The 23,518-nt window shown below is 66.7% G+C and carries 17 protein-coding genes and 1 tRNA gene; 7 read left to right on the forward strand and 11 right to left on the reverse strand.

Translation table 11 applies throughout. The features are described from left to right. Positions 1-41: 41 nt before the first annotated feature. The 4 genes from F623_RS0102655 to F623_RS0102670 form a co-directional block, all read right to left on the reverse strand. The gene (locus F623_RS0102655) at positions 42-2,237 is read right to left on the reverse strand and encodes a primosomal protein N' (protein WP_018860842.1); all 2,196 of its coding nucleotides are present in this window, start codon (positions 2,235-2,237) and stop codon (positions 42-44) included. Between the two features lie 375 nt (positions 2,238-2,612). Further along, the gene (locus F623_RS0102660) at positions 2,613-4,001 is read right to left on the reverse strand and encodes an NAD(P)(+) transhydrogenase (Re/Si-specific) subunit beta (RefSeq protein WP_018860841.1); all 1,389 of its coding nucleotides are present in this window, start codon (positions 3,999-4,001) and stop codon (positions 2,613-2,615) included. Next, positions 3,998-4,306 (reverse strand): NAD(P) transhydrogenase subunit alpha, encoded by a 309-nt coding sequence (locus F623_RS0102665; RefSeq protein WP_018860840.1) that lies wholly within the window; start codon positions 4,304-4,306, stop codon positions 3,998-4,000. The genes F623_RS0102660 and F623_RS0102665 overlap by 4 nt, the downstream gene beginning before the upstream one ends. Then, positions 4,303-5,436 carry an NAD(P) transhydrogenase subunit alpha gene (locus F623_RS0102670; RefSeq protein ID WP_018860839.1) on the reverse strand — a complete coding sequence of 378 codons (1,134 nt, stop codon included), beginning with the start codon at positions 5,434-5,436 and terminating at the stop codon, positions 4,303-4,305. Before F623_RS0102670 ends, F623_RS0102665 begins: the two co-directional genes overlap by 4 nt. A gap of 392 nt (positions 5,437-5,828) precedes the next feature. On the opposite strand from F623_RS0102670, the gene F623_RS0102675 reads away from it, so the two are divergent. From F623_RS0102675 to F623_RS0102700, 6 genes are all read left to right on the forward strand, one after another. Further along, positions 5,829-6,410 carry an HNH endonuclease gene (locus F623_RS0102675; RefSeq protein ID WP_018860838.1) on the forward strand — a complete coding sequence of 194 codons (582 nt, stop codon included), beginning with the start codon at positions 5,829-5,831 and terminating at the stop codon, positions 6,408-6,410. A gap of 109 nt (positions 6,411-6,519) precedes the next feature. Continuing rightward, entirely contained in the window at positions 6,520-7,614 is a 1,095-nt protein-coding gene (gene hemH / locus F623_RS0102680) for a ferrochelatase (protein WP_018860837.1), read from the forward strand. A gap of 6 nt (positions 7,615-7,620) precedes the next feature. After that, a complete protein-coding gene (locus F623_RS0102685; RefSeq protein ID WP_018860836.1) occupies positions 7,621-8,400 on the forward strand; it encodes a molybdopterin-binding protein in 780 nt (259 codons plus the stop codon). Between the two features lie 117 nt (positions 8,401-8,517). Next, entirely contained in the window at positions 8,518-9,237 is a 720-nt protein-coding gene (locus F623_RS0102690) for a 2OG-Fe(II) oxygenase (RefSeq protein WP_018860835.1), read from the forward strand. 99 nt (positions 9,238-9,336) lie between these two features. Continuing rightward, the gene (locus F623_RS0102695; protein ID WP_018860834.1) at positions 9,337-11,472 is read left to right on the forward strand and encodes an adenosylcobalamin-dependent ribonucleoside-diphosphate reductase; all 2,136 of its coding nucleotides are present in this window, start codon (positions 9,337-9,339) and stop codon (positions 11,470-11,472) included. A gap of 19 nt (positions 11,473-11,491) precedes the next feature. Continuing rightward, on the forward strand, positions 11,492-12,193 hold the full coding sequence (locus tag F623_RS0102700) for a hypothetical protein (protein ID WP_018860833.1): 702 nt from the start codon (positions 11,492-11,494) through the stop codon (positions 12,191-12,193). Between the two features lie 15 nt (positions 12,194-12,208). On the opposite strand, the gene ddaH is transcribed toward F623_RS0102700, so the two are convergent. Further along, positions 12,209-13,138, reverse strand: a complete 930-nt coding sequence (gene ddaH, locus F623_RS0102705; RefSeq protein WP_369771387.1) for a dimethylargininase — start codon at positions 13,136-13,138, stop codon at positions 12,209-12,211. Between the two features lie 161 nt (positions 13,139-13,299). Here ddaH and F623_RS0102710 point away from each other — a divergent pair, with 161 nt between their 5' ends. After that, a complete protein-coding gene (locus F623_RS0102710) occupies positions 13,300-13,728 on the forward strand; it encodes a hypothetical protein (protein WP_018860831.1) in 429 nt (142 codons plus the stop codon). Between the two features lie 304 nt (positions 13,729-14,032). On the opposite strand, the gene F623_RS0102715 is transcribed toward F623_RS0102710, so the two are convergent. The 6 genes from F623_RS0102715 to gltB all read right to left on the reverse strand — a co-directional run bounded on the left by F623_RS0102715 (position 14,033) and on the right by gltB (position 23,384). Continuing rightward, positions 14,033-14,109, reverse strand: a tRNA-Ile gene (locus F623_RS0102715). 104 nt (positions 14,110-14,213) lie between these two features. After that, positions 14,214-16,106: an RNA polymerase sigma factor RpoD gene (rpoD, locus tag F623_RS0102720; protein WP_019572143.1), complete on the reverse strand. Its 1,893-nt coding sequence runs from the start codon at positions 16,104-16,106 to the stop codon at positions 14,214-14,216. Between the two features lie 200 nt (positions 16,107-16,306). Next, the gene (dnaG, locus tag F623_RS0102725) at positions 16,307-18,091 is read right to left on the reverse strand and encodes a DNA primase (RefSeq protein ID WP_018860829.1); all 1,785 of its coding nucleotides are present in this window, start codon (positions 18,089-18,091) and stop codon (positions 16,307-16,309) included. Between the two features lie 65 nt (positions 18,092-18,156). Continuing rightward, positions 18,157-18,405: a hypothetical protein gene (locus F623_RS0102730; RefSeq protein ID WP_018860828.1), complete on the reverse strand. Its 249-nt coding sequence runs from the start codon at positions 18,403-18,405 to the stop codon at positions 18,157-18,159. Then, positions 18,390-18,788: a nucleotidyltransferase family protein gene (locus F623_RS0102735; protein WP_018860827.1), complete on the reverse strand. Its 399-nt coding sequence runs from the start codon at positions 18,786-18,788 to the stop codon at positions 18,390-18,392. The genes F623_RS0102730 and F623_RS0102735 overlap by 16 nt, the downstream gene beginning before the upstream one ends. Before the next feature lie 132 nt (positions 18,789-18,920). Then, positions 18,921-23,384, reverse strand: a complete 4,464-nt coding sequence (gltB, locus tag F623_RS0102740; RefSeq protein WP_018860826.1) for a glutamate synthase large subunit — start codon at positions 23,382-23,384, stop codon at positions 18,921-18,923. Positions 23,385-23,518: the final 134 nt, after the last annotated feature.

Consider the following 23,518-nt stretch of genomic DNA (forward strand, 5'->3'; position numbering starts at 1 on the left):
TCTAACCAGAATCCGGTCCCGGTGCCCGCTGGATGCGGGGTTCAAGCGAGCGAGACTGGGTCTACGTCGATTGCGATGCGAACCCCGCGAGGCAGATCCTCGGTCTGCCAGGAATGCCGCGCCTGCGCGAGCGTTCGGTGCAGGGCCTGGCGCTCGGCCGCACGCAGCAGGACTTGCTCGCGGAAACGCCGGTTCACGCGGTGGCGCGGGGCGGGGGCCGGGCCCAGCACGCGCAGGTCCCCGTGCCGCGTCGCGAGCAGGTGTCCCGCAATGGTCTCCGCGTGGCGGTGCGCCGCCGCGGCCTCGGCGGCCTCGACGCGGACCAGGGCCAGATGCCCGTACGGCGGCATCCTGGCCGCCTCGCGTTCCGCCAGCAGGGGTTCCAGCATCGCCGGGTAGTTACCGGCATCCAGTCCGCGCATCAGCGGGTGATCGGGGTGGCCGGTCTGCAACAGGACCCGCCCGCCACCGTCACCCCGGCCCGCACGACCGGCGGCCTGCACGATCAGTTGCAGGGTGTGTTCCGTGGCACGCAGGTCCACGCTGAACAGCCCCTGATCGACGTCGATCACGCCGACGAGTCCGACGCGCGGGAAGTCATGGCCCTTGGCCAGCATCTGGGTGCCGACGACGATCGCGGCGTCCATCTGCCGGATACGATCCAGTGCGGCCTCCAAGGCGCCCTTGTGGCGCACGCTGTCGCGGTCGAGACGGATGATCGGTGTCTGTGGGAAGTGCCGGGCCAGGGCCTGCTCCAGACGCTGGGTGCCCAGTCCGCGATGGGACAGAGTCTCGCCGCATTCCGGACAGCGTTCGGCGCGGGACTCCTGGTGCCCGCACAGATGGCAGATCGCGCGGCGATCATGGGCATGCACGGTCAGGTGAGCATCGCAGTCCGGGCAGTCGGCGACCCAGCCGCATGTCTCGCAAGTCAGGACACGGGCAAAGCCGCGTCGGTTGAGCAGGACAAAGCACTGCTGGCCCTCGGCCAGGGTCTGCTGCATCGCATCCAGCAGCGGTGCGGTCAGGCCCTCGTCCGGGTTGTGCACGCGGGTATCGATCGTTTCCACACCGGGTGGTTGCGTGCCGTCCGGCCGGGTGCGCAGATGTACATGGGTGTAGCGGCCCTGGCGCGCGGCGTGCAGGGTCTCCAGGGTGGGCGTCGCCGAGCCCAGCACGACCGGGGTGTGCTCCAGTTGGCCACGCTTGACCGCCAGATCCCGCGCACTGTAGCGAAAGCCGTCCTGCTGCTTGAACGCACTGTCGTGTTCCTCATCGACGATGATCAGGCCCGGCTCGGGCAACGGGACGAACAGGGCCGAACGGGTCCCGACCACGATGCGGCGCTCGCCCTGCCGGGCGGCCTCCCAGGCGCGCAGGCGCTCGCCCTCGGCCAGTCCAGAGTGCAGCAGCGCCACCTGTCCCGGGAAGCGCTGCTGGATGCGCCCGGCGAGCTGCGGTGTCAGCGCGATTTCCGGTATCAGGAACAGGACCTGACGGCCGCGCGCGACCGCATCGGCGGCCATGCGCAGATAGACCTCGGTCTTGCCGCTGCCGGTGACGCCCTCCAGCAGCATCGGGCGAGGATCGTCCGGTGAGACCGTTGCGATGGCCGTCTCCTGCTCGGGAGTCAGGGTGTAGTCGGTACCGGTTGGGGGGACGGGCTCGCGCGGATCGGCGCGCGTCTGTTCCAGCCAGCCGTGTTCCTCCAGCTGTCGCAGGTCCTTGGCAGTGATCTGTAGGGCAGCCGTGGTGGACAGCGTCGTCCGGTCCAGCGCGGCCCCGAGCGCGGGCAGGGCGCGCAGGATGGCGAGTTGTCGGCGGCCCCGTACCTGCCCTTCCGCGAGCGCCGTGTGACCTGCCGAGGTAAGCCGCCAAAGGGGTTCCGGAGTCAGGGTGGGCAAGGGATGGCCCCGCCGCAGGCCGGGTGGCAGTGTGCCCAAGGCAGCCTCGCCCAGCGGGTGGTGATAGTAGCGGGCCCCGAAGCGCAGAAGTTCCAGTACCGTGGGTGTCAGGATGGGTCCCGCATCGGGGGAGGGCAGCGCCTCGCGCAGCCTGTTCTCGGGCACGTCGCTCTGGTTCGCGAGTGCGACGACGATGCCGATGGTTTCACCCCGTCCGAACGGCACACGGACCCGCTGTCCGGGCGTCAGATCGGTGCCGACGGGGATGCGGTAGTCGAACACTTGATCCAGCGGTCGGTCGAGTACGACCTGGGCAATTCCGGTCTCGGGCATGTGGCTAGTCTACGCCAGTCCGTGTGGACACAAGAGTGTGATCGTTATCCACAAAACCTGTGGACAACTCTGTGGAGGAAATGGGGTGAAAGGCACTAAATGCTTGTTGCTGCTTGGGTCGTGTCAGAATGGCTAAAAACCGACCAATCCATTTTTATTTATATTTATCAGTATCTTAAAAGATATTCGTGATTCCGGTTGGGTGTTTTGTCATCTAACTGCCATCGTTTGGCCCGGCCTGTGGGTATCCTGTACAGGTCGTGTACAGGGATTGCTTCGATATTCGCCTGCCGGGGCCGCGCACAAAAAAGCCCGGCCGCCGAAAAACGGGGCCGGGCTCGCAAGCGAGTACCGGGCGCGAGGCCCAGCTTTGGCCTAGCCGAGGGCCTTGACCGAGGCTACCAGTTCGGCGGCCACCTTCTGGCCATCGCCGTACAGCATCTGGTTGTTCTCGGCGTAGAACAGGTGGTTCTCGATGCCCGAGAATCCCGCGCCCTTGCCGCGCTTCACGCAGATGACGTTCTGGGCCTGGTCGGCGTTCAGGATTGGCATGCCATAGATCGGCGAATCCGGATTGGTCCGGGCCACCGGGTTCACGACGTCGTTCGCGCCGATCACCATTGCAACATCCGCGGTCTTGAACTCCTCGTTGATCTCGTCGAGATCGAAGATGATGTCGTAAGGCACGCCGGCCTCGGCCAGCAGCACGTTCATGTGCCCGGGCATGCGGCCCGCGACCGGATGGATCGCAAACTTCACGTCCACGCCCCGCTTCTGCAGCAGCTGGGTGAACTCCCAGATCTTGTGCTGCGCCTGCGCAACGGCCATACCGTAGCCCGGCACGATAATGACCTTCTCGGCGTAGGCCATCATGATCCCGGCGTCGTTGGCCTGGATCTCCTTCATCGTGCCTTCGATCTCTTCCTCGGCACCGCCGGAGGAGCCGCCGAACTGGCTGAACAGGATGTTCTTGATCGGGCGGTTCATCGCCTTGGCCATCAGCTGTGTGAGCAGAGTACCGGCCGCACCGACCACGATACCGGCAATCATCAGGGCCGGGTTGTCGAGGACGATCCCCTTCAGGCCGACCGCGAGGCCGGTCAGGGCGTTGTACAGCGAGATGACCACCGGCATATCGGCGCCGCCGATCGGCAGGGTCATCAGCACGCCAAAGGCCAGTGCCAGCACGAAGAACAGCAGCAGGCTGAACGAGCCGATCTCGCCGCCGCTGGTGGCCATCATGAAGCCCAGCAACACGGTGATCGCGAAGATCGCGATGTTCACGATCTGCTGGCCGCCGAAAGTAAAGGTCTTCTTCATCAGGCCTTCGAGCTTGGCGTAGGCCACCAGCGAGCCGGAGAAAGCCACCGAGCCGATCAGCGAGCCGGTCACGGCGATCGCCAGGCCGGTGTTGGTGACCGTCTCCGGGGTGGCCTGCAGCAGGTAGATCGCACCGATACCGGCTGCGGCGCCGCCGCCCATGCCGTTGTACAGCGCGATCATCTGCGGCATGTCGGTCATCGCGACCTTCTTGCCGCTCCACCAGGCCAGTGCACCACCAATGGCGATACCCAGGATGATCAGGGTGTAGTTCACGCCACCGGAGATCTCCGGATGCACGAAGGTCACAAGCGTGGCGATCACCATGCCCACGCCGGCCCAGATGATCCCCGGACGCGCGGTGGTCGGGGAGGACATCTGCTTGAGGCCGACGATGAACAGCACCGCCGCCGCGAAGTAGGCGAGGTTGATGATCAGGCTCATGCTTTATCTCCCTTCTTGTCGTCCTTGCTGGTCTTGAACATCTCCAGCATGCGTTCGGTGACGACATAGCCGCCCACGGCGTTGCCCGCGGCCAGGATCACGGCGACAAAGCCGATCGCCTGTTCCAGCGGCGTCTGGGCATGGCCCAGCGCGACCATGGTCCCGACCAGCACGATGCCGTGGACGAAGTTGGAACCGGACATCAGCGGGGTATGCAGGATGACCGGCACCTTGGAGATGATCTCGTAGCCGGTGAAGGCCGCGAGCATGAAGATGTACAGCGCGATAAAGCCTTCGATGATCATGATTGCGCTCCCTTCAGGGCCTCACGGGTGGCCTCGTGCACGATCTCGCCGTCGCGGGTCAGCACGCTCTTGGCGATGACCTCGTCGTCCCAGTCCGGCTTGAACTCGCCGCCCTCGGCGATCATTGGCGTGAGGAAATTGAGCAGGTTCTTGGCATACATCTCGGAGGCATGCAGCGGGACCTGCGAGGGCACGTTCAGCGGGGCGTGAATGATCACGCCCTTGTGTCGACTGGTCTTGCCCGGCTTGGACAGCTCGCAGTTGCCGCCACCCTCGGCCGCGAGATCCACGATCACCGCGCCCGGCTTCATGCCCTCGACCATGTCCTTCGGGATCAGCTTCGGGGACTCGCGGCCCGGAATCGCGGCGGTGGTGATCAGGACGTCGGCCTTGGCGATGAACTCGCTCAGGGCATCCTGCTGCTGTTTCTTCTCTTCCGCAGTCAGTTCGCGGGCATAGCCGCCTTCACCCTCGGCGGAGACGCCCAGATCCAGGAACTTCGCACCCAGCGATTCGACCTGCTCCTTGGTCGCGGAGCGCACGTCGTAGGCCTCGACCATCGCGCCCAGGCGCTTGGCCGTGGCGATCGCCTGCAGCCCGGCCACGCCGGCACCGATCACGATGACCTTGGCCGGGCGGATGGTGCCAGCCGCGGTGGTCAGCATCGGGAAGAAGCGGCAGGAGAGATCCGACCCCATGATCGCGCCCTTGTAGCCGACCACGGCTGCCTGCGAGGACAGCACGTCCATGCTCTGGGCGCGCGAGATACGCGGGATCAGTTCCATCGCGAAGCTCAGGATCTTGCGTTCCTGCATCGCCTTGACCACGTCCGGGTTGCGATGGGCGTGGAAGAGGCTGACGACGGTCGAGCCCTCCGGCAGCTGATTGACCTCTTCCACCGTCGGCGGTGCCACGCGGACCATCAGGTCCGCCTGGCCGTAGGCCGTCTCGGTGTCGACCACGGTGGCCGACTCGTAAGAGGCATCCGGGAAATGGGCGTTGGTGCCGGCCCCTTTCTCCAACTGCACGGTGACACCCAACTGGGCGAACTTGGCCGCCACCGTCGGATCCAGGGCCACGCGGCGCTCGCCGCTGGCACTCTCCTTGGGAACGGATAATTTGATTGCCATGCGCTCTCTCCCCGGGCCAAACGTTCCCGCAATCCCTCCGGGACGTTCGGCCGCGCTCGCGGGTGGTAAATCAGGACGCCGGACGTGGCTTTTGTGGCCCGTTCGGCGGAAAAAACGGCCAGCAAGTGTAGCGGAATCGCCTTCGCGCTTAAACAGCCCGTTGATGGGGCGCGTTCTCCGGGCCCGCAACCACGTGGCCAACCGGTGTTCAGGCGGCTGTAATTGCGTTGCGGGCTCGGCCTGTTTATTGTCAAGCAAGTTTCGTGCGATCCCGCGCCGCACAAGCGGCCCACTTGGCGAAGGGGGCATGGATTTGCTCACGCCCGGCGGCGTAGAGCCTGCTCAAATTCCGCGTGAGCAAATCCGTGTTTCCTTGGAGACGGGACGAGGTCATGTTGCCGACCGAGCATCAGGTCCTGCGTACGGATGCAGCGGGCATGCCACTGGAGTGGATCGGCCTGGAGCAGGCCGTGCGCCTCTATTACACCGAGCAGGTCGCCTACGCCTGCGGGAGTCTGCTGTATCGCGTGCGTGGTGGCATCAACGCCCGCACCGGGCTGCAGTCCCGGGTCGAGGTCAACTCGATCATCGCCACCTTCGGTACCCGCCAGTCCCGTTTCAATCACTACACCCCGCCGCTCAACAACACCACGCTGTTCCGTCGCGACGCGCATCTCTGCCTGTACTGCGGCCAGCACTTCTACGAGCGCGATCTCTCGCGCGACCATGTCACCCCAATCAGCCAGAACGGGGCGGACACCTGGAACAACGTGGTCACCGCCTGCAAGCGCTGCAATAACCACAAAGCCGGGCGCACCCCCGAGCAGGCCGACATGCAGCTGCTGGCGATCCCGTTCACGCCCACCCATGCGGAGTACATCTATCTAAAAGGCAAGCGGGTGCTGGCCGACCAGATGGAGTTCCTGCTGGCACATTTCCCCCGGACCAGCCCCCTGCGCGGCCGCCTCGGCTGATCGCACCCGCGCGCCCCGCGCGTGGGTCGCGCTATCCTTGGCAGGGAACCAACCTGACCCGCGTGACTCCGACAGGAGTCATCCATCCTCTATTGCCGCAGGGAGCACCATGAAGTACTTCGGAGAGGCGGACTACCGCCATGGCCAGCCGCGCAAGGCGGGCGTACTGCTGACCAACCTCGGTACGCCGGACGAGCCCACCGCCCCGGCGCTCAAGCGCTATCTGAAGGAATTCCTCTGGGACCCGCGCGTGGTCGAGTTCCCGCGCCCGCTGTGGTGGCTGATCCTCAACGGCGTCATTTTGAACATCCGCCCGCGGCGCTCGGCCGCCAAGTACGCCACCGTCTGGACCGACGACGGCTCGCCGTTGCTGGCCATCTCGCGGCGTCAGGCCGAGGGCGTGCGCAACCGCCTGGCCGAACAGGTCGGCGAGGAGGTGCCGGTCGCGCTGGGGATGCGCTACGGCAACCCGTCGATCGAGGCGGGCCTGGACGAGCTGCGCCGCCAGGGCGTTCGCCGCGTGATCGTGCTGCCCCTTTATCCGCAGTATTCGGGGAGCACCACCGGCTCCACCTTCGACGCGGTGGCCGACGTACTGAAGGGCTGGCGCTGGGTTCCGGATCTGCAGTTCGTCGCCTCCTACGACGCCGAGCCCGGCTATATCGAGGCCCTGGCCAGCAGCGTGCGCGAGCACTGGAATACGCACGGCCGGGCAGACCGCCTGGTGATGTCGTTCCACGGCATCCCGAAGCGCTATCTGCTCAAGGGCGACCCGTACCACTGTCTGTGCCATGCCACCGGCCAGAAGCTGGCGGCCCAACTTGGCCTGAACGACGACCAGTGGCAGGTGACCTTCCAGTCGCGTTTCGGCCGCGAGGAGTGGCTGAAGCCCTATACCGACAAGACCATGAAGGCACTGCCCAAGGAGGGCGTGCGCTCGGTGGATGTGATCTGCCCCGGCTTCTCGGCCGACTGCCTGGAAACCATCGAGGAGATTGGCGACGAGAACCGCGAGATCTTCCTCAAGGCCGGTGGCGAACGCTTCCACTACATCCCGGCGCTGAACGACCGGGACGACCATCTCGACTTCCTGGCCGGGCTGGCCCACCAGCACATCGCCCCGTGGTTGGACGATCCGGACAATGCCCCCGAGGCCCGCGCCGCCGCCCGCGAACGGGCGCTGGCCCTGGGCGCGCAGCAGTAGGCCGCAATGGACGAGACCACCGCGCCCGGGCGAGCCGAGCAAACCGGCGAGACCGAGATCGGCGCCGTAATCATCGGCGACGAGCTGCTCAGCGGGAAGCGCCGTGACCGGCATCAGGAACACCTCACTGCCGCTCTGGCAGAGAAGGGGCTGGAGCTGGCCTGGATTCGTATTGTCGGGGACCACGCAGGCCGCCTGACGCAGACCTTTCGCGAGACGCTGGCGACCGGGGCGGAGGTCTTCAGCTTTGGCGGGATCGGCGCCACGCCGGACGATCGCACCCGCGCCTGCCTCGCCGAGGCGCTTGGGCTTCCCCTGCAGCCGCACCCGGACTTCATGTCCATCCTCGAGGAACGCTTTGGCGCAGAGGCCTGGCCGCACCGCGTGCGCATGGCCGAACTGCCGGAAGGGGCCAGCCTGATCCCGAATCCGGTCAACGGTATCCCGGGGCTTAGCTGCCAGCGTCATCACTGCGTGCCGGGATTCCCGGTCATGGCCGAACCGATGGTGCGCTGGGTGCTGGACCAGCGTTTCCCCGGACGTGACGCCGCTGCCGGCTCGGTCGAGGAGGTCCTGGTGCTCGAGAACGTGACCGAGAGCCGCCTGGTCCCGGTGCTCGAGGCCATGGAGGCCGCCTTCCCCGACCTGCGCATCTCCTGCCTGCCGCGGATGGACCGCCAGGCCCCGCAGGTCGAGCTGGGCCTGCGCGGTCCCCGCGCCCGGGTTACCGAGGGACAGGCCGCGCTGCGCCAGCAGCTGATTTCCGGGGGCTTTCTGAGCCACTGACAGGGTCGTGTCGCGCGGTCCAGTGGGGGCTTGCGCGCCCCTGCTTTCCCGGTATATTGCATCGGGCAGGCACTTGCCTGCGTGCCGCATCCGCGGCCCGAATGGAAGACCCCGCACGTGAACCTGCCTGTTCCCGGCCCCGAGTGGTCGCACCCTGTCGAGACACTTCCGGCCCGTGCGCCGGCCGTCATTGAATCCCCGGTTCCCGAGGCCCTCGAGCCTGCAGGCTGGCTGGATGCGCTGGTGCACGATCAGCGGTGCGTCTGGCCCGACTTCCTGCCCGAGGAGACGGTCGATGCGCTGCACGACGAGGTCTATGCCTTGCGCGATGCCGCGCAGCTGGCGCAGGCGCGCATCGGCCGCGGGGGCGAGCGCCACCGCGATCGGGCCACCCGTGGTGACTGGATCCACTGGCTGGATGGCGCCAGCCCGGCCCAGCAGGCGTTCATGGAACGCCTGGATGCGATCCGGCTGCAGGTGAGCCGCACGCTGATCCCGGGTCTGTTCGAGACCGAATCGCACTTTGCCCTGTACCCGCCCGGTACCCATTACGCCCGGCATGTGGACGCCTTTCAGGCCGGCAACTGCCGCCGGTTGTCGCTGGTGTTCTACCTGAACCGCGACTGGCACGAGCGGGACGGAGGCCAGCTCGCGATCTATGACGATGCGGACCGCGAATGCGAGCGCATCCAGCCCACGGCCGGCACGCTGGTGATGTTCCTCAGCCAGAGTGTGCCGCACGCGGTGCTGCCCACGCGTCGCTGGCGCGCCAGCATCGCCTCCTGGATGCGCGTGCGCGAGCTCTCCAACCCGCTCGCGGGTCTCGATCGCTTCTGACACTGGTCGCGGTGCGTTCTTGCAGCCTGCGGCGTCGGCGCCCATGATCGGGGAAGGGTGCGCAGCGCCCTTCGATCGAGCGCAACGCGGCGGGCCAGCATGGGCAAGAGCCGGCAATGGCAGGACAACGATCGCCTCCCACGAGACACGTCGCCCGACGTGCCCCTGCAGCCCTCCTCGGCTTCGATCTGGGTCGAGCGCTATCAGTTGCGTGACGCCCAAGGCGAGCCGGTGGATCCCTCGGTCGAGGCGATGTTCGACCGTGTCGCCGGGGCCCTCGCCGCGGTCGAGGCACCCGGCAAGCGCGCGCCGATCGAGCGCGAGTTCCGCTGGGCGCTGGACAATGGCGCCATCCCGGCCGGGCGCATCCTGGCCAATGCCGGGGCCGAGGCCCACAAACCGCAGACGACCCTGATCAACTGCACCGTCTCGCGCACGATCCGGGACTCGCTGCAGGCCATCCTGGATGCCACTACCGCCGCCGGCCTGACGCTCAAGGCCGGGGCCGGCATCGGCTACGACTTCAGCACCCTGCGCCCGAAGGGTGCGCTGGTCGCGGGTGCCGGCGCGCCGACCAACGGCCCGGTCGCCTTCATGCAGATCTTTGACCAGACCTGCCGCACCATCGGCGCGGCGGGTGGCCGACGCGGGGCGCAGATGGCGACGCTGGACATCGGCCACCCGGATATCGAGCGCTTCATCCTCGCCAAGCGCCGCAAGGGGTGGCTGACCCAGTTCAACCTGTCCGTGCTGGTGCGCGATGCCTTCCTGGAGGCCGTGGAGCGCGACGACGAATGGGCGCTCGCCTTCCCGCTTCTGCCCGTCGAGCAGGACCGGGTGGCGACATCCGAGCTTGTCTATCGCGACTGGCCGGTGGTCGAGGACGGCTACCGCGTCGACGATCAGGGCCAGGTCGCCTGTCGCATCTACCGCCGCGTGCGCGCCCGCGAGCTGTGGGACACGCTGATGCGCAGCACCTATGACGTCGGCGAACCCGGCGTCATCCTGATCGATCAGGTCAACCGCCAGAACAACGCCTCGTTCGACGAGGTGATCCGGGCGACCAATCCTTGCGGGGAGCAACCGCTGCCACCGGACGGGGCCTGTCTGCTGGGGTCGGTGAACCTGACTCGGTTCGTATCCGCGCCGTTCAGCGCCGACGCGGCCTTCGACTGGGCGCGTTTCGAGCGGGTGGTGCGCGTGTTCACGCGCATGCTGGACAACGTCGCGGACATCTCCGGGCTGCCGCTGCCGGAACAGCGCGCCGAGATGCTGCGCAAGCGTCGCCACGGCATGGGCATCCTCGGGCTTGGGTCGGCCCTGGCAATGCTGGGGGAGACCTACGGCTCGGAGTCGGCCGCCGACTTCACCGCGGAGGTCTGTCGCCGCCTGGCGCTGGAGAGCTGGCGGGCGGGGCTGGATCTGGCGCGCGAGAAGGGCCCTGCGCCGATCATGGACGAGGAGTTTACGCTGACCGCGGACATGTTTCGGCGTCAGTCGGCGCTGGCCGAGGCCGGCTATCAGGTGGGCGACGTGCTGAAGGGACGGGAGCTGCATGCGCGCTTCAGCCCCTACATGCAGCGCATCGCCGAGGAGGATCCGGCGCTGGCCGCGGCGCTGGCCGAGGAGGGCGCGCGCTTTACCCACGCCACCTCCATCGCGCCCACCGGCACCATCAGCTTCTCGGTCGCCAACAACGCGAGCAACGGGATCGAACCGACCTTTCTGCACCACACCACGCGTAATATCCGTCGCCCCGGGCGGCGCACCCGCGAGGCGGTGGACTGCTATTCCTACGAACTGCTGGCCTACCGCGCCCGGATCGATGCCGAGGCCGGGCCGGGGGATCTCCCTGCCAACGCGATCACCGCGGACCAGGTCAGTGTGGACGCTCACATCTGCATGCAGGCCGCCGCGCAGCCGTGGGTGGACTCGGCCATCTCCAAGACGCTCAACGTCCCGAGCGATATTCCGTTCGAGGACTTCCAGCAGGTCTACCTGCAGGCCTGGCGCTCCGGGCTCAAGGGCTGCACCACCTACCGGCCCAACCCGCAGGCACAGATGGGCGTGCTCATGGACCCCGAACGCCTGCGCAGCACCTGGTACACCTTCACCCTGGTGGACGGCCGGGAGCTGACCCTGCGCGGCGACGAAGAAGTCGAATACGAAGGCCAGATCCACAACGCCGCGAATCTCTTCGCCGCGCTGGAGGAGGGCTACTACGACGACGTCTGACGCCGTCTGGGAGGACACGATGCACCGGATCGACCAGCCCATCATCGCCTTTCGCCGCTCGGACACCCCGCAGGGCGAGGGCGCGTCCAGCGGCGACGACCACCCGCTGGGCAAGCGCATCCCGTCGCGCCCCGAGGGCGAACTCGAGTCGGTCACCGAGAAGGTGCGCTACTGGACCCAGGACGGGCCGCAGACGGTATACCTGGTGGTCAGCTTCGTGGCCGTCTCCGGCACGGTCAGCGGCGAGCGCGTGACCATCGAGCGCCCGATCGAGTTCTTCCTGCCCACCGGGCAGCACTCCGAGTCCTACCAGTGGATCTCCGCGACCATGCGCAGCCTGTCGCTGGCGGCCCGTGGCGGCTATGCCGCCCGCGCCCTGCGCGACCTGCGCAAGGTCACCTGGGACCGCGGCCCGGTCCGTTGCGGCGAGAACGAATACGGAAAGCCGCTGTACCACCCCTCCGAGGTCGCCGCGATCGCCCACGCCCTGCAACGCATCCTCCAGCGCCGTGGTTTCCTGGACCCCGACGGCCACCCCCGCCCGCTCCGCGAACTGGTCGCCGCCTATCGCGACAGGGCCCGAACCCCGGAAGCCTCCACCATCCTGGAAGCCCCGCATCGGGTGGCCACAGGCGCCGCGCCCTGCCCACAGTGCGGCGGTCACCTCGAGATCATCGACGGTTGCCCTACCTGCCGCGACTGCGGCTACTCGAAGTGCTAGGGGAGCACTGTGGGGTCAGTGTCCTTTCAGTCTCCCTTTCAGGTCCAGCGTCATGCACTTCATGCCGCCACCGGATTTCTGAAATTCGTCGATCGCGACCCGGTGCACCTCCATGCCGTGCTGCCGATAGCGTTCGGCGAGCCCCGCGGCCCGGTCGCTCAGGACGATTCGCTCGCCATCACTAACCGCATTGAGGCCGTAAGCCAGCGCATCGGCCTCGTCCGCCTCGATCACATTGGGCACACGATGTCGTACCGCCTCCAGGCTCTCTTGGGTAAAAGCGGGCGGATAGAGCGCAACGGTTTGGCCGTCGACCACCGTGAAAGCCGTGTCGAGGTGGTAGAAGCGGGCATCGGTTAACTGCAGGCTAACGACTTCCAGATCCAGAAACGACGCGAGCTCGGCGTGTGCCGCCTGATCACTGCGCCAGGGGTAGCCGGCGAAGATCGTGTCGTTCCAGATTAGCGCGTCGCCTTCGCCCTCGAAATCGTGGCGGGGCTGGTAGAGCGCCGTGAATCCCTGTTCGCGAAACCAGCTTTCGAACCACCAGGTCTCGCCCTGACGCTCTGGATGCCGGAAGGTGGGTAGCGCCACCTTGTCATCCACGACGAGCGCGCCGTTGGCCGTGAAGACCATATCCGGGAACCCCTCGACGGGCGGGATCAGGTGCACGTCCCAGCCAAGGGTCTCCGTATACAGCTGATAAAGCGCCTCCCATTGCCGGGTCGCGGTCTCCGGACACACGGGGCACTCAAGGTCCATCCAGGGGTTGATCTCATAGTGGATAGCGAAGTGTTCCGGTCGGCACATCAAAACGGATTTCGCCATCGTGGTGCTCCACTTGGGGCCGGAATCGGCACGAACACGCTTTTGACTTGAAACGTGCCAGCAAGGGTGCGCCCCTTCAAGTGCCTCCGTCGAGGTGCGTGAGCGGGCGCGCCACAGCTGGTGCGCCGGGTGGGATTAAGGCCGGTCGCCTAGAGGTCTGTCCACATTTCAGCATCCACCACAGTGGATAGCTACACGGCTGGCGGGGGCGTCATGGAAATCTCGAAGGCGGTCTCGTACTCTGGCCCGCCACTCGTCCATACCCCACGGGAGACATCGTGGCCAACATCCTGAACCCGTACGCCGACGATCAGCCCGAGCCGAAGCACATCCTCCTGCGTGCTCGCAGTGGCGAGGCGGTGTCGGCCAACTTCACCCTGCAGGATCGGCGGGGTCGCCAGAGCGCGGCGGAATATCTGTTCCATCTCTATTCCACCATCAAGCAGAAGCTGGACGAGCCAGTCCTGGATACCGCCGCGCCATCGCCGGACGACCAGGCCGCCATGCAGCGCCTGATCCTCTACGTAGCAGGCGCCCACGACACCATGTTCGGCACCTTCAATGGTTCCAATACCTCCTCGGAGATGCCGGAGGAGGAGCGCAACGAGTTCGTGGAAATCTTCCTGCTGGCCTGTGCCACGGTCATAGAGGGTCAGCGAATCACCGTCGACCTTCAGCGAGGCCTCATCACTGCCGAGGCAGCCTGAGCGTAATGCTCCTGGAATGACCTCGCGCTGGAAGCAAGGGTTCGATTGGTGGACCCGGTTGGGTGGAGGTCGGCCGCGCAGCGGCGCGAAGCATGGCTTCGCGAGGCCAGAACGGCGGGCGCCGGCAGGCGCGCGACTGGAATAGTCCGACCCGCCCAGCATGAGCGCAAGCGATTGGTGGGCCCGGTTGGGTGGAGGCCGGCCGCGCAGCGGCGCGAAGCCTGTCTTCGCGAGGCCGGAACGGCGTGCGCCGGCAGGCGCGCGACTGGAATAGTCCGACCCGCCCAACAGGAGCGCAAGCGAGTGGTGGGCCCGGTCGGACTCGAACCGACGACCAAGGGATTATGAGTCCCCTGCTCTAACCAACTGAGCTACAGGCCCGTATTTGGGGAGGGTACAAACGACTGCGGCGCCATTCTACCCGGAAAGGCAGGGATGGCGCCGCATCGGCAGGGCAGGTTCCGGCGGTTTGGCCGGGACGCCGGTTATTCGGCGTCGGTGTAGGTGCGCAGCAGTTCGGCGCGGGTTGGGTGGCGCAGCTTGCGCAGGGCCTTGGCCTCGATCTGGCGGATGCGCTCGCGGGTGACATCGAACTGCTTGCCGACTTCCTCGAGGGTGTGGTCGGTGTTCATGTCGATGCCGAAGCGCATGCGCAGGACCTTGGCCTCGCGCGGGGTCAGCGTGGACAGGATCTCGCGGGTGGCCTCGGACAGGCTCTCGCGCGCGGCGGAGTCCGACGGCGAGGCGACCTTTTCGTCTTCGATGAAGTCGCCCAGGTGGGAGTCTTCGTCGTCGCCGATCGGGGTCTCCATGGAGATCGGTTCCTTGGAGATCTTCAGCACCTTGCGGATCTTGTCCTCGGGCATCTCCATGCGTTCGGCCAGCTCTTCCGGCGTGGCCTCGCGGCCCATCTCCTGCAGCATCTGACGCGAGACGCGGTTGAGCTTGTTGATCGTCTCGATCATGTGCACCGGGATGCGGATGGTCCGGGCCTGGTCCGCGATGGAGCGGGTGATGGCCTGGCGAATCCACCAGGTGGCGTAGGTCGAGAACTTGTAGCCGCGACGGTATTCGAACTTGTCCACGGCCTTCATCAGGCCGATGTTGCCTTCCTGAATCAGGTCGAGGAACTGCTGCAGGCCGCGGTTGGTATACTTCTTGGCGATGGAGATCACCAGGCGCAGGTTGGCCTCGACCATCTCCTTCTTCGCGCGGCGGGCCTTGGCCTCGCCGATGGACATGCGGCGATTGATCTCCTTGATCTCGGAGATGTTCAGGCTGGCCTCGTGTTCGATCTCGGCGAGCTTCTTCTGCAGGCGCACGATCTCTTCCTCGTGCTCGGCGAGGGCGTTGGTGTACTTGCCCTTGGCCTTGCAGGCCTGCTTGATCCAGTCGAGGTTGGTCTCGTTTTTCGGGAAGCTGTCGATGAACGCCTTGCGCGGCATCTGCGCCTGGTTCACGGCCAGTTCCATGATGCGGCGCTCATGGCTGCGGATGCGGTCGATGGTGCCGTGCAGCTTGGTGGTTAGCTGGTCCACCATGCGCGGCACCAGCTTGAACTCCATGAAGTACTTGGCGGTGGCCTCGCGCGCGGTGGCGTAGGCCTTGCGGTCGCCCTTCTCGAAGGCCTTGTGGGCCTTGGCGTGCAGCTTGCGCAGCTTGTTGAAGCGTTCGCGGGCCTCTTCCGGGTCGGGGCCGGTGTCCACCGGTTCGGCGTCTTCTTCCTCGGAGTCCTCGACCTCTTCCACGATCGCATCCAGCTCCGGCGAGGCCTCGGCGGCCGCGGCCTTCTGGGCCTCTTCGGCCTTCTGGGCGTCTTCCGGGGAGACCAGCCCGCGCGCGACGGCTTCGCCGTCCAGCGGGTTCTTCGGGTCGATGAAGGAGACCACGAGATCGGTCAGGCGACCGTTGTTCTCGACGATCTGGTCGTATTCGCGGATCAGGTGTTCGATCGCGCCCGGGTGGTGGGCGAGCGCGAACAGGACCTGCATCAGGCCCTCTTCGATGCGCTTGGCGATGCGGATCTCGCCTTCGCGGGTCAGCAGCTCGACCGTGCCCATCTCGCGCATGTACATGCGCACGGGGTCGGTGGTGCGACCGAAATCGGAATCGGCCGAGGCGAGCGCGGCCACGGCGTCTTCGGCGTCCTCGTCAGCGGAAACGGAGCCGTCGGACAGCAGCAGGCTGTCGGCGTCCGGGGCCTGCTCGTGCACTGCGATGCCCATGTCGTTGATCATCGCAATGATGTCCTCGACCTGGTCGGAGTCGATGATCGAGTCGGGCAGGTGGTCGTTGACCTCGGTATACGTGAGGTATCCCTGCTCCTTGCCCTTGGCAATCAGTTCCTTGAGCTGGGATTGTTGCTCTTCACGGTTCATTGACGTCGTACTCCGAGGTGCCTGGGTCGCTGAATGGGTCGTAGAAAAATCAATCCTGCATTGTAGCAGAAGATTCTTATATTGCCGGGATTCGCCCGCCAAACCCTCTGCCGGGTCACGGAAATCCCGACAAGAGACTTGGGGGTAGGCTTTTCGATTTCAATGGGTTACGGCCTTCGATGGGCGTACTTCGGGGGAGCCTAACCGGTGTTTGTCTTCTGCAGTAGTGCAGTAAGACGCGCGAGCTCCTCGCGTTGTTCCGTGGCGAGTTCTCGGCCTGCGCGAGTGAGTTCACGAATCCGTGTGCGCGCCTGCTGGAGCAGGAGCTGGCGGGCGCAGTCCATGGCCACCTGCCGGGTCACCTTCGGATCGCCATCTCCAAGCTCCCGCGCTGCCAGGGCCTGCAGGCGGTTGAAGTGGCGATCGTCACGGAAACGTTCCAGCAGGTGGGCGCTGCTGCAGCCGGGGCGTTCGCGCAGGGCCTCCAGCAGCTTGCCCAGTGTTTGCGCGGCGGTACCGGGGAAGGCCGTGAGTTCGGCCAGCTCGGGCTGGGACCATTCGAGCTCCGGGTGCTGCAGGATTCGCGCAAGCAGCGCCCCCCAAAGGGCGGAGGGTGTCTCCTGCGCGGCGCCCGCCGGCTCGCTGTCTGGTGCCTCGGGGATGTCCGTGGGTGCGGAGGCCGGGGCCGTCGCGCGGGCGCTCCCGTCTTCGGCATCGCGGAGTTGCTCGCCCAGTCGCTCCGGGCTCAGGTGGGTCTCCTGGGCGACACGTTCGATCAGCTGGTCGCGGAACAGAGGATCACGGGTGGTGGCGACCAGCTTCATCGCGGCGTGCGCGAAGCGGGTGCGGCCCTCGGCGGTGTCGGTCGGGTGTTCCTCGCGCAGCAGCCGCACAAGCGTCTCGGACAGGGGCAGGGCGCCGGTGAGGCGTTCCTCCCAGCCGGCGAGGCCGTCGCGCAGCACCAGGCTGTCGGGGTCGTCGCCCTCGGGCAGGAACAACACGCGCACCTCGCGCAAGCCCTGGATTGCGGGCAGGGCCTCGGCCAGCGAGCGCCAGGCCGCGCGGCGTCCGGCGGCGTCGCCGTCGAAGCACAGGGTGATGCGCGAGACCTGGCGGAACAGGCTGTCCAGGTGGGCGCGGGTCAGGGCGGTGCCCATGCAGGCCACCGCGCGCCGAAAACCGGCGCGGGCGAGCCCGACCACGTCCATGTAGCCCTCGACCACCACGATGTCATCCAGCCGGGTGCCGGCCTTGCGCGCCTCGAACAGGCCGTAGATGGTCTGTCCCTTGTGGAAGACTTCACTCTCCGGACTGTTCAGGTACTTCGGCTCGCCGTCCTCGATCAGGCGCCCGCCGAAACCGGTGATGCGCCCGCGCCGGTCGCGGATCGGGAACATGATGCGCGCGCGAAAGCGTTCGCGGATGCGCCCGTCGTCGCGCCGTGCGGCCAGGCCGGCATCCACCAGCTGTTGCGGGGTGAAGCGTGGCTTGAGCGCCTCGATCAGGCCCGAGGGCGGGGCCCAGCCGATCTGGTAGTCGCGGGCGGTGTTACCGTCGATGCCACGGTTCTTCAGGTACTCGACCGCCTTCGGCGTGTGGCGCAGCTGCTGCACGTAGTATTCGGCGGCCGCGTTCAGGGCCTCGTACAGCGGCGCGTGGGCCTCGCGCTTGTCATCGCCCCCGGCCTCGCGCGGGACCTCCAGTCCGGCCTGCTCGGCCAGCTGCTCCACCGCCTCGGGGAAGCTCTGGTTCTCGTACTCCATCAGGAAGCTGATGGCCGTGCCGTGCGCCCCGCAGCCGAAGCAGTGGTAGAACTGCTTTTGCGGGGAGACGTAGAACGAGGGGGTCTTCTCGCCGTGGAACGGGCAGCAGGCGGCGAACTCGCGCCCGGCCTTCTTCAGGCTCACGCGGCGCTGGATCACCTCGACGATATCGCTGCGCTCGAGCAGCTCGTCGATAAATGCCTGTGGAATGAGGCCTGCCATGGGGGTCTGCTGGGGGTACCTGATCCGTGGGGGTATCAGATGATACCGGCTGCCCGGCTTGTGGGTCAGGTCCGGTCCGAAACCACGCGTGCGAAGGCCCGAAAATCATCCCGATGACGGGAACAGACTGCGTGGGTGATGTCCCAGTTGATGCGTTCGTAGTTGTGCACGGCGCGCGACAAGTTCAGGGCAATGATGTCCTGGGTGTCCGGGTCCCGGGCCAATTCCTCGGCCGTGGCGGAGCAACGCTGATTGACCCGGTTAACGCAGTACCGCAGGGTCTCGAGTTTCTGCTCGACTACGCGCGGGTCCACGCGTCTCTCCGCTCGGCCAGGATGCGATTACGGTAGGGCAGGAAATCGGCCTGCTCGATCAGGTGACGGGTCAGGTAGCGCGCGTGGGCCTCGTCGCTGCCAAGCACGCGGATGCCCCGGGTCATGATCTCGCCCAGCAGGGGTTCGCCCGCCTGCGTCAGGTCCACGAGGTCCACCGGACGCCCGGTGGACGCGGCCAGGGCATCGATCAGCGCGATGCGCGCCTGGGTGTCCAGAGGCGATCCGGCGCTGACGGCGAGGTCGAGGTCGCTATCGAACCGTGCGCCGCTGCGAGCCAGCGATCCGAACAGGATGGCCAGCTCCAGTTCCGGATGTTGTTCCAGTACGCGCCGGACATCCGCAATTTCGGCTCTCGTTTCCATGGACTCCAGTCTAGCAGTAGTCCTGGTGTGCCCGGCGGTTCTTCAACCCCCCCGCCCGGTTTCGCACTGAGTTGGGTCAAAACAAAACGGGCCCCGTCAGGGGCCCGTATCTGCATTCCGCCGGGTGGCGGGTCAGGCGGCCTGGCGCAGGTTGGCCAGCAGGCCCCGGAGTTCGGAGGCCTTGGGCTTCACCAGCCAGAACGAGCCCTGGTAGTGGTCGAACTGCTCGAGGATTTCGCGGCCCCAGTCACTGTCGGTCTCGTGCACGAATTCCGTGATGAGCTCCTCCAGGTAGTTGCGGTGGGCCTCCATGTCCTCGGTGTCGAGGCGGTGCAGGTCGATCAGCTCGTTGTTGATGCGGTCCGGGAAGTCGTTCTCCCGGTCCAGCACGAACGCGAAGCCGCCGGTCATGCCCGCGCCGAAGTTGATGCCGGTGTTGCCCAGCACCACCATCACGCCGCCGGTCATGTACTCGCAGCCGTGATCGCCGATGCCTTCCACCACAGCGATCGCGCCGGAGTTGCGCACCCCGAAGCGTTCGCCGCACTGGCCGGCGGCGAACAGCTTGCCGCCGGTTGCGCCATACAGGCAGGTGTTGCCCATGATGGTGGTGTCCTGGCTGGCGAAGTTCGAGCCTTCCGGTGGGCGGATCACCAGCTTGCCGCCGGTCATGCCCTTGCCGACGTAGTCGTTGGCGTCGCCTTCCAGGTACAGGTGCAGGCCACCGGCGTTCCAGACGCCGAAGCTCTGCCCGGCCGTGCCTTTCATGCGCACGGTGATCGGGGCATCGGACATGCCCTGGTTGCCGTGGCGTTTGGCGATCTCGCCGGACAGCCGCGCGCCGATCGAGCGGTCGGTATTGGCGACGTCGAAGCGGTATTCGCCACCGGCCTTGTTCTCGATCGCCTCGAGCATCTCGGCGACCATCTTTTCCGCCAGCTCGCCCTTGTCGAACGGCTCGTTCTTCGGCTCCTTGCAGAAGCGCGGCTTGTCGGCCAGGTCGCCGCTGGCCAGCAGGCCGTTCAGGTCCAGGTGCTGCTGCTTCGGCGTCTCGCCCGGCAGGATCTCCAGCAGATCGGTGCGGCCGATCAGGTCCGTCAGGCTGCGCACGCCCAGCTTCGCCATCCACTCGCGGGTCTCGCGGGCGACGAACTGGAAGTAGTGCATGACCATCTCGGGCAGGCCGATGAAGTGGTTCATGCGCAGCACCTTGTCCTGCGTGGCGACACCCGTTGCGCAGTTGTTCAGGTGGCAGATGCGCAGGTATTTGCAGCCCAGCGCGACCATCGGGCCGGTGCCGAAGCCGAAGCTCTCGGCACCCAGGATCGCCGCCTTGATCACGTCGAGGCCGGTCTTCAGGCCGCCGTCGGTCTGCAGGCGCACCTTGTCGCGCAGGTCGTTGCCGCGCAGGGTCGCGTGGGTCTCGGTCAGGCCCAGCTCCCAGGGGGTGCCGGCGTACTTGACCGAGGTCAGCGGGCTGGCGCCGGTGCCGCCGTCGTAGCCGGAGATGGTGATCAGGTCGGCGTAGGCCTTGGCCACGCCGGCGGCGATCGTGCCGACCCCGGCCTCGGAGACCAGCTTCACCGAGACCAGCGCATCCGGATTGACCTGCTTGAGGTCGAAGATCAGCTGCGCCAGGTCCTCGATGGAGTAGATGTCGTGGTGCGGCGGCGGCGAGATCAGGGCCACGCCCGGATTCGAGTAGCGCAGCTCCGCGATCATCTTGTTGACCTTGTGGCCCGGCAACTGGCCGCCCTCGCCGGGCTTCGCGCCCTGGGCGACCTTGATCTGCAGCACCTCGGCGTTGACCAGGTAGTGCGGGGTCACGCCGAAGCGGCCGGAGGCCACCTGCTTGATCTTGGACATGCGCTCGGTGCCGTAGCGGGAGACGGCCTCGCCGCCCTCGCCGGAGTTGGAGCGCCCGCCGAGGCGGTTCATCCCCGTGGCCAGGGCCTCATGGGCCTCCGGCGACAGCGCGCCCAGGCTCATGCCGGCGGAGTCGAAGCGCGGCAGGATCTCGGCCTCGGGCTCGACTTCGTCGATATCGATCGGCTCGATGTCGTCGCGGACCTTCAGCAGGTCGCGCAGCACGGTTACCGGGCGTTCGTTTACCAGTGCTGCGTACTCCTGGTACACGCCATAGTCGCCGGACTGTACGGCGCGGTGCAGGGTCTGGATCACGTCCGGGTTGTAGGCGTGGTACTCGCCACCATGGACGTATTTCAGCAGGCCGCCCTGGCCGGCGCTCTTGCGCGGATTCCAGGCACGCTTGGACAGCGTCTCCAGGTCCGCCTCGATATCGGCGAAGCGGGTGCCCTTGATGCGGCTGGTGGTGCCGGTGAAGCAGGTGGCCACGACCTCGTCGGCCAGGCCGACGATTTCGAACAGCTGCGCGCCGCGGTAGCTGGCGATGGTGGAGATGCCCATCTTCGACAGAATCTTGAACAGGCCCTTGTTGATGCCGCGGCGGTAGTTCTGCGCCAGCGTCAGCGGGTCCGCGTTCGGGATTTCGCCGGATTGGCACATGCCGTGCAGCGCCGAGTAGGCCAGGTACGGATAGATCGCGGTGGCGCCGTAGCCGAGAAGGACCGCGAAGTGATGCGGGTCGCGCACGGTGGCGGTCTCGGCGACGATGTTGGCGTCGGTGCGCAGCTTAGCGCGGATCAGGGCGTGATGCACCGCGCCCACGGCCAGTGCGGCCGGGATCGGGCGGCGTTCCGGGTCGATGCCGCGATCGGACAGCACCAGCACCACGGCGCCTTCGCGCACGGCGTCGACCGCGCGCTCGGTCAGGGTCTTCAGGGCGTCTTCCAGCGAGTGCGCGTGGACGTCGTAGTTCAGGTCCATGCGCTCGACGCGGAAGGCGTCCTCGGTCTGGTTGCACAGCTCGCGGAACTTGGCCTCGGACAGCACCGGGGAGTCGGACACCAGACGGTGGGCGTGGTCCGGGGTCTCCTCGAACAGGTTCTGCTCGCGGCCGAAGCAGGTCTCCAGCGACATCACGATGCTCTCGCGCAGCGGATCGATCGCCGGGTTGGTGACCTGGGCGAACTGCTGGCGGAAGTAGTCGTACAGCGAGCGGGTGTGGCGGGAGAGCACGGCGAACGGGGTGTCGTCACCCATCGAGCCCACGGCCTCCTGGCCGGCCTCGGCCAGCACGCGCAGGATTTGGTCGCGCTCCTCGAAGGTCACGTCGAACAGCTTCTCGTAGGTCTCCAGACGCTCGGCCGGCATCGGCTCGCCGGAGAACAGCTGGTTGTCGTCCAGCTGGCTCTTCAGGTGTTTCACGTGGGCGCGCAGCCACTGGCGGTAGGGCTGGCGCGTGCGGTTGATGCGGTCGACGTCCTCGGGATGGAGCAGCTCGCCCGATTCGGTATCGACGGCCAGCATCTGCCCGGGCTTCAGGCGGCCCTTGGCGACCACGTCCTCGGGAGAGTAGTCATACACGCCAATCTCGGAGGCGAGGGTGATGTGGCGGTCCTTGGTGATCACGTAGCGGGCCGGGCGCAGGCCGTTGCGGTCCAGGGTGCAGGCGGCGTAGCGGCCGTCGGTCAGTACGATCCCGGCCGGGCCGTCCCAGGGCTCCATGTGCATGGAGTTGTATTCGTAGAAGGCGCGCAGGTCGGAGTCCATGTGCGCGACGTTCTGCCACGCCGGCGGGACCAGCAGGCGCATCGCGCGGAACAGGTCCATACCGCCGGCCAGCAGGACCTCCAGCATGTTGTCCAGGCTCTGCGAGTCGGAGCCTTCCAGGTTCACCAGCGGCTCCAGCTCGGCCAGTTCCGGCAGCTTCTCGGTGGCGAACTTGTGCTGACGCGCGACCGCCCAGTTGCGGTTGCCCTGCACGGTGTTGATCTCGCCGTTGTGGGCGAGGAAGCGGAACGGCTGCGCCAGGCCCCACTGCGGGAAGGTGTTGGTGGAGAAGCGCTGGTGGAACACGCAGATCGAGGTCTCGAGCTCCGGGCGCTGCAGGTCGCGGTAGAGCACCGGCAGGTTTTCCGGCATCACCAGGCCCTTGTAGGAGACCACGCGCGCGGACAGGCTCGGCACGTAGAACACCGGGTCGTCGCCCATCGCGATCTCGGCACGACGGCGCACCACGAACAGCGCGCGCTCGAAGTCGTCGCCGTCCATGTCGGCGGGGGCGTTGATGAACACCTGCAGGATGTGCGGCTGGCTCTTCAGGGCTTCGGCCCCGCAGGCGTCTTCCGCGTTGATCGGCACCTCGCGCCAGCCGGCAAGCTTCAGCGGGCCGCGCTCGATCGCGCTCTCCACGGCGGCCCGGGTCTCGGCGATCTTCTCCGGGTTGATGAACACGATGCCAGCGGCGAAGCGCTCGGCCAGTTCGATGCCGGCCTCGCCGGCCAAGGTGCGCAGGAAGGCCTCGGGGGTCTTCATCAGCAGCCCACAGCCGTCGCCGGTCTTGCCGTCGGCGGCGATCGCGCCGCGGTGGGTCATGCGTTCCAGGGCCTTGATCGCGGTGTCCACTACCCAGTGGCTGGCGACGCCGTCCATGTGCGCAATGAGGCCGAAGCCGCAGTTGTCGCGCTCGAATTCGGGACGGTAGAGGGTGCCGTTCAGTTGGTTCTGTCGCATCGGTGAACTCCGGTCACGGCGCGCTTGGCGCGGCGCGTAAGGCTGGAAAAGAACACGGAAAAAGGCGCAGGAATATAGCCGAACCGTCATTCTCCCGGCAAACCGGGGCCGGTCAAGTACTCATGGGGCGACGC

This window comes from Thioalkalivibrio sp. ALD1 (assembly GCF_000381245.1).
Taxonomy (GTDB): domain Bacteria; phylum Pseudomonadota; class Gammaproteobacteria; order Ectothiorhodospirales; family Ectothiorhodospiraceae; genus Thioalkalivibrio.